Source organism: Streptomyces fumanus, assembly GCF_014655295.1.
GTDB lineage: Bacteria > Actinomycetota > Actinomycetes > Streptomycetales > Streptomycetaceae > Streptomyces > Streptomyces fumanus.
In genome coordinates this window covers 648318-663423 of record NZ_BNBI01000002.1, presented here as the reverse complement: position 1 = coordinate 663423, position 15106 = coordinate 648318, and the positions used below count along the sequence as shown (strand labels likewise).

8 protein-coding genes are annotated in these 15106 nt (G+C 75.0%); 3 read left to right on the top strand and 5 right to left on the bottom strand.

Annotation, left to right across the window (positions count from 1 at the left end):
• Positions 1-347 precede the first annotated feature (347 nt).
• A complete protein-coding gene (locus IE316_RS07215) occupies positions 348-896 on the bottom strand; it encodes a MarR family winged helix-turn-helix transcriptional regulator (RefSeq protein WP_190203263.1) in 549 nt (182 codons plus the stop codon).
• A 134-nt stretch (positions 897-1030) separates the two neighbouring features.
• Between IE316_RS07215 and IE316_RS07210 the strand changes: the two genes are divergently transcribed.
• A complete protein-coding gene (locus IE316_RS07210; protein ID WP_190203316.1) occupies positions 1031-2296 on the top strand; it encodes an MFS transporter in 1266 nt (421 codons plus the stop codon).
• A gap of 37 nt (positions 2297-2333) precedes the next feature.
• Here IE316_RS07210 and IE316_RS07205 read toward each other — a convergent pair whose 3' ends face one another.
• Together IE316_RS07205 and IE316_RS07200 are read right to left on the bottom strand one after the other, a co-directional pair.
• Positions 2334-3983, bottom strand: a complete 1650-nt coding sequence (locus IE316_RS07205; RefSeq protein ID WP_190203262.1) for an ATP-binding SpoIIE family protein phosphatase — start codon at positions 3981-3983, stop codon at positions 2334-2336.
• Positions 3984-4155: 172 nt separating this feature from the next.
• Positions 4156-5535 (bottom strand): NAD(P)/FAD-dependent oxidoreductase, encoded by a 1380-nt coding sequence (locus IE316_RS07200; protein WP_190203261.1) that lies wholly within the window; start codon positions 5533-5535, stop codon positions 4156-4158.
• A gap of 373 nt (positions 5536-5908) precedes the next feature.
• Here IE316_RS07200 and IE316_RS07195 point away from each other — a divergent pair, with 373 nt between their 5' ends.
• Complete coding sequence (locus tag IE316_RS07195; protein WP_190203260.1) at positions 5909-6706, top strand: TetR/AcrR family transcriptional regulator; 798 nt, start codon at positions 5909-5911, stop codon at positions 6704-6706.
• A 406-nt stretch (positions 6707-7112) separates the two neighbouring features.
• Complete coding sequence (locus IE316_RS07190; protein ID WP_190203259.1) at positions 7113-9173, top strand: sigma-70 family RNA polymerase sigma factor; 2061 nt, start codon at positions 7113-7115, stop codon at positions 9171-9173.
• 15 nt (positions 9174-9188) lie between these two features.
• Here IE316_RS07190 and IE316_RS07185 read toward each other — a convergent pair whose 3' ends face one another.
• Complete coding sequence (locus tag IE316_RS07185) at positions 9189-12422, bottom strand: AfsR/SARP family transcriptional regulator (RefSeq protein WP_190203258.1); 3234 nt, start codon at positions 12420-12422, stop codon at positions 9189-9191.
• 252 nt (positions 12423-12674) lie between these two features.
• A complete protein-coding gene (locus IE316_RS07180) occupies positions 12675-14783 on the bottom strand; it encodes an asparagine synthase-related protein (protein WP_190203257.1) in 2109 nt (702 codons plus the stop codon).
• Between the last annotated feature and the right edge of the window lie 323 nt (positions 14784-15106).

The following is a 15106-nucleotide window of genomic DNA, read 5'->3' as shown; positions in this document are numbered from 1 at the left end:
TCCTCGGTGCTTTCCAGGTTCCCGCTTCCGCGTTTCCCTTTCCGGCGGTTCCGACTCTATCAGATCCTTTCGGGCTCTGATTCCCCGTCAGAGGGGGTTGTCCTCCGGGCCGTTGGGCCGTTCCGACGTCTCAAACCTTAGCGGACTCTCTCCTCGGCCTTCAAATCGAGGCCGGGAATTGAATTCCGGGCATGCCGAAATTGTTCCCGGGGGAGAGTCGTGCTGGTGGTGTGAGGTGCCGCTGCTGCGGCGGAAGTGCTACCGAAGAACCGTTACGGCTCTGCGGCAACCCGAAGAACCTTACGGATCGGGGGGATGGCTGTCAAGCACCCCCTGTCAAGATCTTTTCAGTCGAGGTCGCTCAGCCGGCCGCCGGCGTCCGGCTGGGCGTGTTCCACCCGGCGCAGCAGGCGGGTGAGGACCTCGCCGAGGGAGGTGCGCTCGTCCGGGGAGAGGTCCTGGAGGAGGTCCTCCTCGAAGACGGAGGCGAGCCGCATGGCCGCCAGCCACTTCTCGCGGCCCTCGCCGGTCAGCTCGACGATGACGCGGACCCGGTTGTTCTCGTCGCGCTCCCGGGTGACCAGACCCTCGGTGACCATCCGGTCGATGCGGTGGGTCATCGCGGCCGGGGTGAGGCCGAGGCGCTTGGCCAGCTCGCCCGGGCCCATCCGGTAGGGGGCGCCGGACAGCACGAGGGCCTTGAGGACCTCCCAGTCGGCGTTGCTGATGCCGAGGTCGGCGGTCTGCCGGCCGTACGCGACGTTCATGCGGCGGTTCAGACGGGAGAGGGCCGACACGATCTTCTCGACCTGGGGGTCGAGGTCCTGGAACTCGCGCTGGTAGGCGGCGATCTGCTCTTCGAGTGAGGGCTCGCCGGCTTCGGAGGTGTCGGCCATGGGCCGAGTATGGCACGGCGTCGCTTTGCCTTGAAGTCCTTCGGAATATAATCTTTAGCTTCGAAGTTTAGCTTCTAAGTCTTCATGTCTAACTGATGAGAGAGGTGAACGTGACCAGGGCGAGGGGCGCCGCGATGCGCCGGATCCACGTGGGCAACGCACTCAGCGCGTTCGGGCTCGGCTTCACCGTCCCCTACCTGTACGTCTATGTGGCGCAGGTGCGGGGGCTGGGTTCCGTGACGGCCGGTCTCGTGCTCGCCGTCTTCGCCGTGGCCGCGCTGGTGGTGCTGCCGTTCGCCGGGCGGGCCATCGTCCGGCGCGGCCCGCTGCCGGTGCTGCTCGCCGCCCTGGTCCTGGCCGCGGTCGGGGCGCTGAGCCTGGGGGTGTCGGGACAGTCGGCCACCGTGCTGCTCTCCGCCGCGCTGCTGGGGGCCGGGCAGGCCGTGATGCAGCCGGCGCTGGCGACGATGATCGTGGACTGCTCGGACACCGGGAACCGGTCGCGGGCGTTCGCGATGCAGTTCTTCCTGCAGAACCTCGGCCTCGGGGTCGGCGGGCTCATCGGCGGTCATCTCGTCGACACCTCCAGCGCGGCCTCGTTCACGCTGCTGTTCGCGATCGAGGCGGCGATGTTCCTGGTGCTGGTCGCGGTGCTGGCGACGGTGCGGATGCCGCGGGCGCCGCGGATGGCGGACGCGCCCGGCTCCGCGGGCCGGGGAAGCTGGCGGGAACTGCTCGGGAACCGGGCGATGGTGCAGTTGTGCGTCCTGGGCTTCGTACTGTTCTTCGCCTGCTACGGGCAGTTCGAGTCGGGGCTGAGCGCGTACGGCGTCGAGGCCGCCGGGATCTCGACCTCCACGCTGGGGACCGCGCTGGCCGCGAACACGCTGATGATCGTGGTCGCGCAGTTCGCGGTGCTGAAGTTCGTGGAGCGGCGCAAGCGGTCGCGTGTGATCGCCGCGGTGGGGCTGATCTGGGCCGTCGCGTGGGCCGTGGCGGGGTACGCCGGGCTCGGGCACGGCAGCCAGGCGATGGCGACCGCCGCGTTCGTCTCGACGTACGCGCTGTTCGGGCTGGGTGAGGCGATGCTGTCGCCGACGCTGGCGCCGCTGGTGGCGGACCTCGCTCCGGACGGCATGGCGGGGCAGTACAACTCCGCCTTCGCGCTGGTGAAGCAGCTCGCGCTGGCGATCGGGCCGGCGGTCGGCGGGCCGCTGGCGGCCTCGCTGCACGGGCCGTACATCGTGACGTTCCTGCTGTTCTCGCTGGGGATCACGGTGCTGGCGGTGCGGCTGGGGCGGCAACTCACCGAGGTGCAGGACCGGCCGTGGGCCGGCCGGAGCCGGGTGGTCCGGCAGGGCGGTGCGCCGGCCGAGGCCGTGGCCGGCGCGGAAGCCTGACCGGAGCGGCGGGGGAAGGCTGACCGGGCCGGGGCGGTCAGGGTTTGAGGGCGAACTCGCACCAGACCGCCTTGCCCCCGCCCGGGGTGCGGCGGCTCCCCCAGTTCGAGGCGATGGTGGCGACGATCGCGATGCCCCGGCCGGACTCGTCGGCCGGTTCCGCCCGGCGGCGTCTGGGCAGGTGGTCGTCGCCGTCCGTGACCTCGATGATCAGCCGCCGGTCGGTACGGCGCAGCCGCAGCCGCATGGGCGGTGTGCCGTGCTGGAGGGAGTTGGCGACCAGTTCGCTGGCGGCGAGGACGCCCAGGTCGTGCAGGTCGGCGGGGAAGCGCCAGCTCGTCAGGACGCCGGAGGCGAAGGCACGCGCGCGTGGGGCCGCCTCCACGCCGCCGATCAGGTCCAGCGCGGCGTTGCGGAACAGCTCCCGCTCGGGGCCGGTGCGGGCGGGGTGCTGGAGGACCAGGACGGCCACGTCGTCGTCGTGGTCGGCGGTGACGCCCGCCGAGCGGACCAGGCGGTCGCAGATCACCTGGGGGGTGCCGCGGGCGCCGGCCAGGGCGCGCTCCAGGGCGGCGATGCCGTCGTCCAGGTCCTCGTTGCGGCGTTCCACCAGGCCGTCGGTGTAGAGGACGGCGGTGGAGCCGGGGGTGAGGGGGACGGTCCCGGAGGCGTGCACCCAGTTGCCGGTGCCCAGCGGGGGGCCGGTGGGTTCGTCGGCGCGCCGGACGGTGCCCATCTCGTCGCGGACCAGGATCGGCAGGTGTCCGGCGGAGGCGTACACCAGCTTGCCCTCGTTGGGGTCGTGGATGGCGTAGACGCAGGTGGCGATCTGGTTGGCGTCGATCTCCATGGCGAGGCCGTCGAGGAGCTGGAGCACCTCGTGCGGGGGCAGGTCGAGCCGGGCGTAGGCCCGGACCGCCGTACGGAGCTGGCCCATCACGGCGGCGGCGCGCACCCCGCGGCCCATGACGTCGCCGATGACCAGGGCGGTGCGTCCGCCGCCGAGGGTGATCACGTCGTACCAGTCGCCGCCGACGGCGGCTTCGGTGCCGCCGGGGTGGTAGGTGGCGGCCACCCGGAGGTCGTCGGGTTCCTCCAGTTCCTGCGGGAGCAGGGAGCGCTGGAGGGTGACGGCGGTCTCGCGCTGGCGGCGCTCGCTGGCGCGCAGGCGCTCGGCGGCCTCGGCGTGGTCGGTGACGTCGGTGGCGAAGACGAGGACCCCGCGGTCGCCGTCCTCGGTGACCGGGGTGCAGGTGAAGGTGTAGGAGCGGCCGTCGGGGGCCCTGCGGGACTTCAGGGTGCGGGGGCGGGCGCTGCGCTGGACCTGGTCCAGGAGCGGGAAGAGGCCCAGTTCGGCCAGCTCGGGCAGGGCCTCGCGGGCGCGTTCGCCCAGGGTGCGGACGCCGAAGGCCGCCGTATAGGCGTCGTTGACGTAGGCGATGCGGTGGTCGGGGCCGTGGACGAGGGCGACGAGGGCCGGGACGCGGTCCAGGACGTCGCGGACCGGGAGGTCGTCGACGGCCGGTACGGGCGGGGCGTCGTCGGTGAGCTGCTCCGCGCGGGCGGTGGGCACGGAGGTGTCGCCCCGGCTGTCTCCGCGCCGGTCCGGGGAGACCGCGGTGTCGGTCCGCGCCGCGGCGCGGCGCTGTGTTCCGGGGAGTCGGGCGCTCCAGCGCGTGAAGTTCACGAATCCTTGCCTCGGTGTAGTCGTCGGCGGCCGGGCCGGGACCGGCCGGGGCCCCGGGGGGCCACGCGGGTGAGCGGCGGCCCGCCCGCGGTGGTGGACCAGTCTGGCAGGGTGCCCGACCGGGCCGACATCCGTCAGACGCCGGGCCGGGCGGTTGAGTTCCTGAGTCCGGTCAGGACGACCCCTTCGGGTTGTGCGGGGGTTCTGGAGAAGGCTTTCCACCGGCAGCGAGTTCGAACTCCGCTCGCGGATGTTCGAGTGAACCCAGGGAGACGATCTCGCGCTTGAACAGTCCCGCCAGCACCCATTCGGCCAGCACGCGCGCCTTGCGGTTGACGGTGGGGACCCGGCTGAGGTGGTAGGCGCGGTGCATGAACCACGCGGGGTAGCCCTTGAGCCTGCGGCCGTAGACCTGGGCGACGCCCTGGTGGTGGCCGAGGGAGGCGACCGACCCGGCGTACCGGTGCGCGTACGTCTCCAGGGGCTCGCCGCGCAGGGCGTGCGCGATGTTGTCACCGAGGACGCGGGCCTGGCGCAGGGCGTGCTGGGCGTTGGGGGCGCAGGTGCGGCCGGGCTCGCCGGCGGTGACGTCGGGGACGGCGGCGGCGTCTCCGGCCGCCCACGCGTGCGTGGTGCCCTCGATCGACAACTGGGCGGTGCATCGCAGCTTGCCGTGGTCGGTCCGGGGCAGGTCGGTGGCGTCGAGGACGGGGTGCGGCCGGACGCCGGCCGTCCAGACGACCGTACGCGTGGGGAAGCGGGAGCCGTCGCTGAGCACGGCGACGCGGTCGGCGCAGGACTCCAGGCGGGTGCCGAGGCGTACGTCGACGTTGCGGCGGCGCAGTTCGCTGACGGTGTAGCGGCCCAGTTCCGCGCCGACCTCGGGCAGGACGCGGTCGGTGGCCTCGACGAGGATCCACTTCATGTCGTCGGGGGCGACGTTGTGGTAGTACCGCGCGGCGTAGCGGGCCATGTTCTCCAGTTCGCCGAGGGCCTCCACGCCCGCGTAGCCGCCGCCGACGAAGACGAAGGTGAGGGCGGCGTCCCGGAGCGCGGGGTCGCGGGTGGAGGAGGCGATGTCCATCTGTTCGATGACGTGGTTGCGCAGGCCGATGGCCTCCTCGACGGTCTTGAAGCCGATGCCGTGGTCGGCGAGGCCGGGGACGGGCAGGACGCGGGAGACCGAGCCGGGGGCGAGGACGAGTTCGTCGTAGCGGAAGAGGCGGGCGCCGCGGCCCTCCTCCTCGGTGGCGAGGGTGGTGACGGCGGCGGTGCGGCGGGCGTGGTCGACGGACTGGGCCTCGCCGACGACGACCTGGCAGCGGTCCAGGACGCGGCGCAGCGGGACGACGACGTGCCGCGGGGAGATCGACCCGGCGGCGGCCTCGGGCAGGAACGGCTGGTACGTCATGTACGGGTCGGGCGTCACCACCGTGATCTCGGCCTCGCCCCGGCGCAGTTCGGCCTTCAGCTTCCGCTGGAGGCGCAGGGCCGTGTACATCCCGACGTAGCCGCCACCGACAACGAGAATGCGCGCACGTTCCTTCACCATCCCATGACGCACCCGGCGCTTGCGTTTGTCCACAGGCCCGGCAATTTGTATGACCGGTCGGCGGGAAGGTGCCGGGCCGGCCGGGCGGACGGGGAACAGGGAAGGTCCGCAGGTCAGTGGGGGCGGCGCGGGGTGTACCCGGGGCGGTACGGGGGGCGTGGACGATCCGTACTCCGATCGGGGCGGGGACCGTCCGGAGTCTGCCCCTTCTGATCTGACTCCCACTCAACTATGTTCGTCTCGACGGGGTGTAGGGGGATGCGCTGCCGGGTTCGCGACGGGCGGACCGGGAATCGGCCCGTTCCGCACACGCTCCGGCTTTCGATGGCGGGGAGAGTCTCCGGGGGGAGACGTCATTACCGGGGGATTGTCTATGCATGTTCAGGACTCTCATTGGTCGTCCGCGTCCGCAGTCGCCGCCGGCGGCGCGCTGAACGCGACGGCGGGCGGCTCACGCGGGGACGGCGCGCGGACGACGCCGCTGCGGGTGGACGCCCAGCGCAACCTGGAGCACGTGCTGCGCGCGGCACGTGAGGTGTTCGGCGAGCTCGGGTACGGGGCGCCGATGGAGGACGTGGCGCGGCGCGCCCGGGTCGGGGTCGGCACGGTGTACCGCCGGTTCCCGAGCAAGGACGTGCTGGTGCGCCGGATAGCCGAGGAGGAGACGGCCCGGCTGACCGATCAGGCGCGGGCGGCGCTCGGGCAGGAGGACGAGCCGTGGTCGGCACTGTCCCGGTTCCTGCGCACCTCGGTGGCGTCCGGCGCGGGGCGGCTGCTGCCGCCGCAGGTGCTGCGGGTCGGGGTGGCGGAGGAGCGGGAGGAAGGGGGCGGGAGCGGGGGCGCGGCCGTCGGTTCTGCCGGTTCGGTCGGTGAGCCTCGGGTGCCGCAGCAGCGGACGCAGGTCGATGCCAACGAGCTGCGGCTGGTATCGGAGCAGCCGGTGCCGGCCGGTCCCGACGACACGGGAGCCACGGCGCTGCTGGAGGTCGTGGGGCGGCTCGTGGACCGGGCGCGCGAGGCGGGCGAGCTGCGGCCGGACGTGTCGGTGTCGGACGTCCTGCTGGTGATAGCCACGGCGGCACCCTCGCTGCCGGACGCGGCCCAGCAGGCGGCGGCCTCGGCGCGGCTGCTGGACATCCTGCTGGAGGGGCTGCGGTCCCGGCCGTCTTGAGCGGCGGCTGCTGGAGGGGGCTGTGGTTTCGGTCCGTCCTGAGCGTCGGCCGCTGGAGGGGTGTGGGTTTCGGCCCGTCCTGAGTGCCGGCCACTGGGGGCTGCGGTCCCGGCCGTCTTGAGCGGCGGCTGTTGGAGGGGGCTGTGGTTGCGGCCCGTCCTGGCGCCGAGGGTCGGTGTGGGCGGGCGCGGCGCGGCGGGTCCGCGGGGTGATCCGGGCGGTGCGGAGAGCCGCCCTTGCCGGGGGAGGAGGCAATCCTTCCCCGGTCGGGTGGCCTTCACTACCGCGTGCCGGGTGAATCCCCCGGACGAGTGACGGTCACGCCCGTGGTGTTCCTGCCAAAAGCCGCTGTGACACGCTGACCCGGTGTTCGGGAGTGGTCGGCAGGCGGCGGGGGCATTCCGCGATGGACGTTGACGGGCGGGACGATTCGGTCGGCGGGAAGGGCTCGGAGACCGGCGGACCGTCACAGGTCCCCCAGCAGGGCGGACCGGTGAGCGGCCCGGTGGGCGCCGGTCCCGGGAGCGCCGGGGGCGGTGTTCCGGGGAGCGCCGGGGGCGGTGTTCCGGCGCAGTGGCGGCGGGATGAAGGGGGCGGGGTGTCGCCGCGTCCCGCGCGTGCGCCCGACGAGGACGGACTGGTGCCGCCGGCTGAGGCGCCGCCGGCCGACGTCGACCTGATCGGGTGGATGCGCTCGGGGGACGACAGCGCGTACGAGGAGCTGTACCGGCGCCATGCCGACGCCGTACGCCGGTACGCCCGTACCTGCTGCCGGGACGCGCACACCGCGGACGACCTGACCGCCGAGGTGTTCGCCCGGATGCTCCAGGCGGTGCGCGGGGGCTCCGGCCCCGAGTACGCCGTCCGTGCCTACCTGCTCACCAGCGTCCGGCGGGTCGCCGCCTCCTGGACGCAGTCGGCGCGGCGCGAGCAGTTGGTCGACGACTTCGCGGTGTTCGCCGCGCAGTCCGCGCGGGCCGCGTCGGTCGCGGACGACGACACCCTGGAACTGGGCGCCGACGTCCGGGCCATGCGGGAGGCCGAGCGGTCCATGGCCGTACGGGCCTTCCGGTCGCTGCCGGAGCGCTGGCAGGCCGTGCTGTGGCACACCGAGGTCGAGGACGAGTCGCCGAGCCAGGTGGCCCCGCTGTTCGGCCTGGACGCCAACGGCACCCGGGTGCTGGCCAGCCGGGCCCGCGAGGGGCTGCGGCAGGCGTACCTCCAGGCGCACGTCAGCGCCGCGCTCGCCGAGGACGAGGAGTGCGCCCGCTACGCCGACCGGCTCGGCACGTACGCCCGGGGCAGGCTGCGTACCCGGGCCGAGCGGGGGCTGCGCAAGCATCTGGAGGAGTGCGCCAAGTGCCGGCTGGCCGCCAGTCAGATCGAGGAGGTCGCCGGCGGGATTCCCGGCGTCGTGCCGCTCGCCGTCATCGGCTGGTTCGGCGCGGCCGGGTACGCCAAGGCGGCGGCGCTCATCGCCGGCGGGGCGGGTGCGGGGGCGGCCGGTGCCGCGGGGGCCGCCGCGTCGAGCGGGGCGTCGACCGGGGGCGCGGGTGCCGGAGGCGGTGCGGGGGCCTCGCAGGGGCTGGGGGCGCCGGTGAAGGTGGGGATCGCGGCCGGTGTGGTGGCGGCCGGCATCGCGGCGGTGGTCTTCGCGCTGACCGGCCAGGACGCCGCCGACCGGCCGAGGGCGGAGGCGGTGCCGTCCCAGTCGGCGCCCGCGGCCGGGTCCGGCGAGGAGACACCCGGGGCCCCGGAGAAGCCGGCGCGGTCCCGTCCCCAGCCTCCGGCGGGCCCGCAGCCATCGGCGCCGGGTGCCGCCGGTACGTCCGCGGCCTCGTCCACGCGCACGCCCGCGTCGACGTCCTCCTCCGCGTCCTCGTCCGCGTCCAAGCCTGGGCCTGAGCCCGAGTCGTCGGCCACGTCGACGCCGTCCCGCGGGGAGACCTCCACCCCGGGACCCGCGCCCGAGCCCACCAAGAAGCCCGCCCCCACGCCGACGCCGTCCTCGCGCCCGGCCCCGCCGCCCGCGCCGGTCGTCTACCAGTGGAGCGGGCTGTCGTACGACATCACCGGTGACGGCACCGGGCCGGAGATGCGGATGCGGGAGAGCAGTTGGGCGTGGCAGCGCTCGGGGCTGCGGATCGCCGGCCGGGAGTACGCGCACGGCGTGACCGTGCACGGCCGCTCCTCCGTGACCATCGACCTCAACCGCTCCTGCACCTCCTACGACGCCCAGATCGGCGTCGACGACCTGACCATGAAGCTCGGCAAGGTCCGCTTCTCCGTATGGGCCGACGGCGCCCGGCTGTGGCGGTCCGGCACGGTGCGGGGCGGGGACCCGGCGGTGCCCGTCCATGTCGACATCTCGGGCCGCAGCACCGTACGGCTGGTCGTCGAGCCGCACAGCCACCTCGACACCCTGGTGCTCGCCGACTGGGCGGAGTCCAGGTTCACCTGCGCCTGAGCCGGGCCGCACGGCTCACGGGGTGCGGGCGTCGAGGTCGCGCAGGACGTCGACGGGGGTGAGGTCCGCGCCCCGGGCGTACTCGGCGGCGAAACGGTCGGCGCCGAGCACGGCGCGGGCGACCGCCTCGGACCGCTCGGCCCGCGCCCGCTCCGGCATGGGGCGCGGATGACGGCCGCGCCAGCGGTCGCCGGCCCCGAGCAGCCGTGCTGTGCGCCGGGCGTCGCCGAGGTCGGACAGCAGACCGGCCGCGGCGTCCGCCAGTGCCGCCGTGACCGTCTCGGCGCAGTGCTTCTCCACGGCCAGGCGGAAGGCGTCGGCCAGTCTCGCCAGCGCCGGTTCCGCGCCCGACTCGCCCGCCGTCACCAGGGCGTCGGTCAGGTGCGTCAGCACCAGGAGCTGCGGTGGCGGCGTGCCCCGCGCGGCCAGCGCGCCGGCCTGCGCCCACAGCGAGCGGGCACCGGCGAAGTCCTTCTCGTCGAGGGCGAGCTGGGCCCGCAGCAGGGAGATCAGCGCGCGGGCGTCCGTCACGCCGTACCGGTCGGCGGCGGCGCTCGCCTCGTCCAGCGCGGCCAGCGCGGCGGAACGGTCCCCCGCGCGGTAGGCGACCTCGGCGAGCCGGGCGATCAGGAACGGCGACTCGGCGTGCGCGCCCACCTCGCGGGCGAGCCGCAGCGCCTCCTCGTACTCGGCCCGCGCCTCGTCGAGCCGTACCCGGACGAGGGCGGCCTCGCCCGCCGCGCTGCACACCTGGGCGCCCACCCAGCGGTCGCCGACGCGGCGGCCGAGCGTTCGCAGCTCCGCGAGGTCGCCGTCGACGTCCGTCATCCCGCCCGGGGAGTCGACCGTGTGGTGGGTACGGAACATCAGGGCGACGGCGACCTCCCAGTCCCCGCCGTACCGGCGGCAGGTGTCGACGGCCCGGTCCAGGGCGGTGCGGATGCCGGCCGCGTCGCCGAGGAAGTAGGCGGTGGTGAGCCAGAGGATGCCGGGCATCCTCGCCGCCCGCGCGGGGTGGCGTTCGTAGAAGGAGCGGATCAGGGCGGCGTACCGGCGCATCCGCTCGGTGGCGGGGCCGTCGGGCGGCGGCTCGGTCTCCAGGGTGAGGAAGAGGTGCAGCATCCTCAGGTCCATCCGCAGGGGGTGCAGCGGGTGGTGTGCCTCGGCAGTGGTGCCGGGATCGGTGCCGGTTTGGGTGAGGAAGGCGTCCACCGGGTCGGTGCCGTCGGCGGCGGTGCTCAGGCGCAGGACGCGGTGGAGCCAGTCGATGCCCTCCTGCCGGTAGTTGCGCAGCCACCAGAACCACCCCATGGCCACGGTGATCGCGGCGGCGTCCTCCTCGGCACCGGCGGTCACGGCGCGGTGCAGGGCCGCGCGGATGTTGTCCAGCTCGGTCTCCAGGCGGGTGATCCAGGGGAGTTGACCGGCGGAGCGGAGCAGGGGCTCGGCCCGCTCGACGAGGGCGCGCACCCACGCGCGGTGCCGTCGCTCGGCGGTGGCGCGCAGCGCGGGGGTCTCGGCGGCGCGCTCGGTGGCGTACTCGTGGATGGTCTCCAGCATGCGGTAGCGCATGGCGGGGGTGGTCTGCCGTTCGTCGGGGGCGGCGACCACGAGGGACTTGTCGACGAGCGCGCCGACCAGGTCGGCGACGGGGCCGCCGCAGACCGCCTCGGCGGCGGTGAGGTCCCAGCCGCCGGCGAAGACGGAGACCTGGCGCAGCACCGTACGCTCCGGCTCGTCCAGGAGGTCCCAGGACCAGTCGACGACCGCGCGGAGGGTCTGCTGGCGGGGCAGGACCGTGCGGCTGCCGGCGGTGAGCAGCCGGAACCGGTCGTCCAGCCGGTCGGCGATCTGGCGGGGCGTCAGCATCCGCAGCCGGGCCGCCGCCAGCTCGATGGCGAGCGGCAGCCCGTCCAGCTTGCGGCAGATCTCGGCGACCGCCGGCTCGTCGCCCAGGACGGCGTCCGCGTCGGGGCGGACGGCGCGGGCGCGTTCCGCGAAGAGGCGGCGGGCCTGGTCGGGGCGGAGCGGCTCGACCGGGTGGACCGTCTCGCCGGGGACGCCCAGGGGTTCGCGGCTGGTGGCGAGGACCGTGAGCCCCGGGCAGCGGGTCAGCAGGGTCTCGGCGAGGCGGGCCGCGGCCTCGATGACATGTTCGCAGTTGTCAAGGATCAGGAGCGGGCTGCGGCGGGCGCAGTGCTCGATGAGCAGGGCGACGGGATCGCCCTGCACGGCCGGGCGGTCGGTGCCGGGCAGGACGGTCTCGCGCAGCCCGAGCGCGTTGACGACCGCGTCGGGCACCGCCTCCGGGTGGTCGAGCGGGGCCAGCTCGACCAGCCATGCCTGCGGAAGCCCGGCGGCGGCCTCCTCGGCGAGACGGGTCTTGCCAGAGCCGCCCGGTCCGGTGAGCGTGACCAGTCTGGCCCTGTGCAAAGTGGAACGGATCGCGTCGAGTTCGAGTTCCCGGCCCACGAACGAGGTAAGCCGGGGACGGAGGTTGCCGGTCCGCTCCGGGGCGGGAGACGGGGGAGGCGTACCGCCGAGCAGGTCGGTGTGGAGGGCGCGCAGTCGCGGCCCGGGGTCGGTGCCGAGGCCCTCGGCGAGGGCGCGGCGGGCGGTGTCGTAGGCGGCGAGGGCGTCGGCGTCGCGGCCGGTGGCGCGCAGGGCGCTGATCAGGAGGGCGTGCGAGGGCTCGTCGTACGGGTGGGCGGCGGTCAGTTCCCGCAGGCGGGGTACGGCGTCGTCGGCGCGACCCAGGGCGAGGTCGGCCTCGGCGCGGGCGCGGGTCGCCTCCAGGTGCAGGGCGTTCGGGCGGGCGGCGCGGGCCTCGCGGTCGGGGAGGTCGGCCAGGGCGGGGCCGCGCCACAGGGCGAGGGCGTGGTCGAGGTGGCGCGCGGCGGTCGCGGGGTCCTGCGCGAGGGCGGCGGTGCCTTGGCGTACGCGGTCCTCGAAGACGTACAGATCCACGTCGCCGGTCGTCGCCGTCAGGCGGTAGCCGCCGGTGTCGTACGTGACCGCGTCCTTGCCCAGGACGCGGCGGAGCCGGGCGACGAGGGCCTGGAGGGCGGCGGGGGCGTCCTCGGGCGGGTCGTCGGCCCAGACCTCGTCGATGAGGGCGGCGGGGGTGACGGGGCGGCCGGGGTGGAGGGCGAGGGCGGTGAGGAGGGCGCGGAGGCGGGGGCCGCCCAGGGGGACGGGGGCGCCGTGGATGTCCTCGGCCTGGGTGACGCCCAGGATTCTGTACCGCACGGGGTCATTGTCGCCGGGACGGGTGCCGTACCCGGCATCAACCCCGTATCGCCCCGCACCGGGCCACTGTCACGGGGACGGGTGCCGTACCCCGCGTCAACCTCGTGTCGCCCCGCGCCAGGCCACTGCCACCGGGACAGGTGCCGTACCCCGCGTCAACCCCGTATCGCCCGCACCAGGCCACTGTCACCAGGGCAAAGGAAATCCCCACCCTCAGGCGCGCCCCCGTCACCCTCCCGAAGCCGCCCCCCGTCACCCTCCCGAAGCCGCCGCCCCCAGCGCCCCCCGGCGCGGTGCGATGCCCCCGGGGACCGCGCGGGCGCGGGCCGGGGTGCCGGTCCAGCAGGTGCCTCGGCGGGCCAGCAGGCGGGTCAGCCAGAGTTCGAGGGAGACGAGGTCGGCGAGGCCGGCCAGCGGGAGGGGTTCGCCCGCGGCGGCGGCGCGTACCGCCTTGCGGACGACCCGGGCCTCGACCAGTCCCGCCTGGGCCAGCAGCGGCCGGTCGAAGAGGCCCAGCAGGGTGTCCGCCGCCACCCGCACTCCCGCGCGGGCGGTCGCGGGGGCGAGGGCCTGGGTGGGGGCGCCCCAGCCGTCGGGGAGGTCGCTGACGCCGGCGCCCTCCAGGACGGTGCGCAGGATCGCGGCGCGCGACCCGGGCTGGACGCGCAGCGCCTCGGGCAGGGCCTGGCAGGCGCGGACCACCTGGTTGTCGAGGAACGGGGCGTGCAGCCGCTGGGAGCGGATCTCGGCGACCTGCTCCAGCACCCGGACGTCGGTGGCCCGCCGGGTGAGCGCCGCACGCGCGCGGAAGTCGCCCGGCCGCTGTCCGGGCCCCACCCCCGACCGCTGCGCCGACGCCTGGAGACGAACCGATACTTCGGCGAGCGCCTCGCCGGTCAGCCAGCGCGCCGCGGGTCCGGGCCCGCCCCAGGTCAGCGCGGCGAGCGAGGCGCCCACCGCGCCGTCGGCGACCTCGTCGAAGCGCCGGCCGCGCAACTGGTCGGCGAGCCCGTCGAGGCCGGCCCGGTAGGGGGTGCGGGACAGCCGCCGGGCCGCGGCGTACACCCGCGCGGGGACCAGCACCGAGCCGTCCGCCTTGGCGAGCGCGGCGACGGGCCGGACGAGATGGCGGCGCTTGCGGTCCATCAGCAGGTCGGCGAGGCGGGCCGGATGGGCGTCGAGGACCTCCCGGGCGCCGTAACCGGTGAAGTGGTCCGCGCTGCCGGCGGCCAGCCGGGCCCGGTGCCGGGCGGCGGAGACCAGGCAGGCCGCCGGTTCGTCGGTGAGCGGCCCGTCGAGGTCGGCGTAGGGCAGCACCTCCTCGCCGCCGGCGACCACCACGTGGTGCAGCCGGGGGTTGGCGGCCAGCGCGCCCGCCCGTTCCAGCTCGGCCTCGCGGCCGCCCACGGCGAGGTCGTTGAAGGTGACGGCCAGCAGCCGCTCCCCCGCCCCTGTGCCGTGTCCCAGGACGGTGCCCGGCATCCCGGGCAGCCCGGCGGCGAGCAGCGCCAGGGTCGCCGAGGCCGGGCCGCCGGACAGGTCGGCGCCGATGCCGGGCACCGGCATCCCGCGCGCGGCACGCCGTTCGGCCGGGCCCATGCCGGGGACGGGGCCGGGGTCGATGCCGTCGCCGGGGACGTGCCGGGGGGCGGCGAGCCGGGTGCGTACCGCTTCGATGAGGGCGTCCCGTACGCCGTCCACGGCGCGTTCGGGGTCGGCGGTGGGCGCCGCCACGGCGAGGGAGGCCACCGGCTCGTACCCGGCGATCTCGCGCGCCCCGGCGCGCAGGATGAGCGCGTGCCCCGGCGGAACGCGTTTCACGCCGTCGTACGGGGTGGCGTCGTCCAGCGCGGCCGGTACGTCGGGGGCGGCGAGCAGCGCGGCGAGGTAGGGGAAGTCGAGGTTGGCCTCGACGAGGTCGGCCAGCGGCAGCGCGGCCGTGGCGTAGGCGGTGCCGCCGGCCCAGGGGGTGTGGAAGACGGGGCGGGCGCCCGCGAGGTCGCCGCAGACGGTGATCCGGCGGCCGACCTGGACGACGGCCGTGTAACTGCCCGGCCAGGCGGTGAGGTGGCGCAGGGCGCCGCCGCGGGCGGCGAACAGGGCGACCCGGAGCTGTTCGTCGCTGGCCCCGCAGATGCCGAGGACGGCGATCCGGGTCTGCGGGTCGGCGCTGACCACGCGGATCTCGTCGGGGCGCCAGTCGCCGACCGCCCACAGGGGGTCGGGGTCGCCCCACAGCAACTGGGAGCCCACCGGGTGCACGGTCTCGCCGTCGTAGCCGGTGGCCCCCGCGGTGCCGCCGGGTCCGGCGAAGCCCGCGGTTGCCGTGGCGGCGCTGCTCCATCCCACCAACCACCGCATCGACGCCTCCACAGCCTGTGGACAACCAGTGCACCGCACGAACTGGTTCCCCATGCTGCCATGAAGGGCCCCCGGCGGCGGGTCGGCGGAGCCGCTCGCCCTGCCGCGCCCGAGCCCTCGTCAGAACGTCCGCGCGGGGCCCGCCGCCCGCGCCGGGACGGCGACTTCGACGCGAATGCGCCCCCCTCGCGCGCCCCCCGAACGCCCTGCGCGCCCTCAACTGCCGTGGTGGGAAGGGTGGTGGGCAAAAATAGGCAGGGTAGATTTTCAGCCAAATCGTGATCACGGAGCGGAGTTCGAACACGCTCCGTACAGGCCCGGCA

What these genes read in the sequence shown, in the direction of transcription:
- IE316_RS07195 (WP_190203260.1), top strand. Translation starts at nt 5,909, where the DNA reads ATGCATGTTCAGGACTCTCATTGGTCGTCCGCGTCCGCAGTCGCCGCC.
- IE316_RS07200 (WP_190203261.1), bottom strand. Translation starts at nt 5,535, where the DNA reads ATGGTGAAGGAACGTGCGCGCATTCTCGTTGTCGGTGGCGGCTACGTC.
- IE316_RS07190 (WP_190203259.1), top strand. Translation starts at nt 7,113, where the DNA reads ATGGACGTTGACGGGCGGGACGATTCGGTCGGCGGGAAGGGCTCGGAG.
- IE316_RS07180 (WP_190203257.1), bottom strand. Translation starts at nt 14,783, where the DNA reads ATGCGGTGGTTGGTGGGATGGAGCAGCGCCGCCACGGCAACCGCGGGC.
- IE316_RS07215 (WP_190203263.1), bottom strand. Translation starts at nt 896, where the DNA reads ATGGCCGACACCTCCGAAGCCGGCGAGCCCTCACTCGAAGAGCAGATC.
- IE316_RS07210 (WP_190203316.1), top strand. Translation starts at nt 1,031, where the DNA reads ATGCGCCGGATCCACGTGGGCAACGCACTCAGCGCGTTCGGGCTCGGC.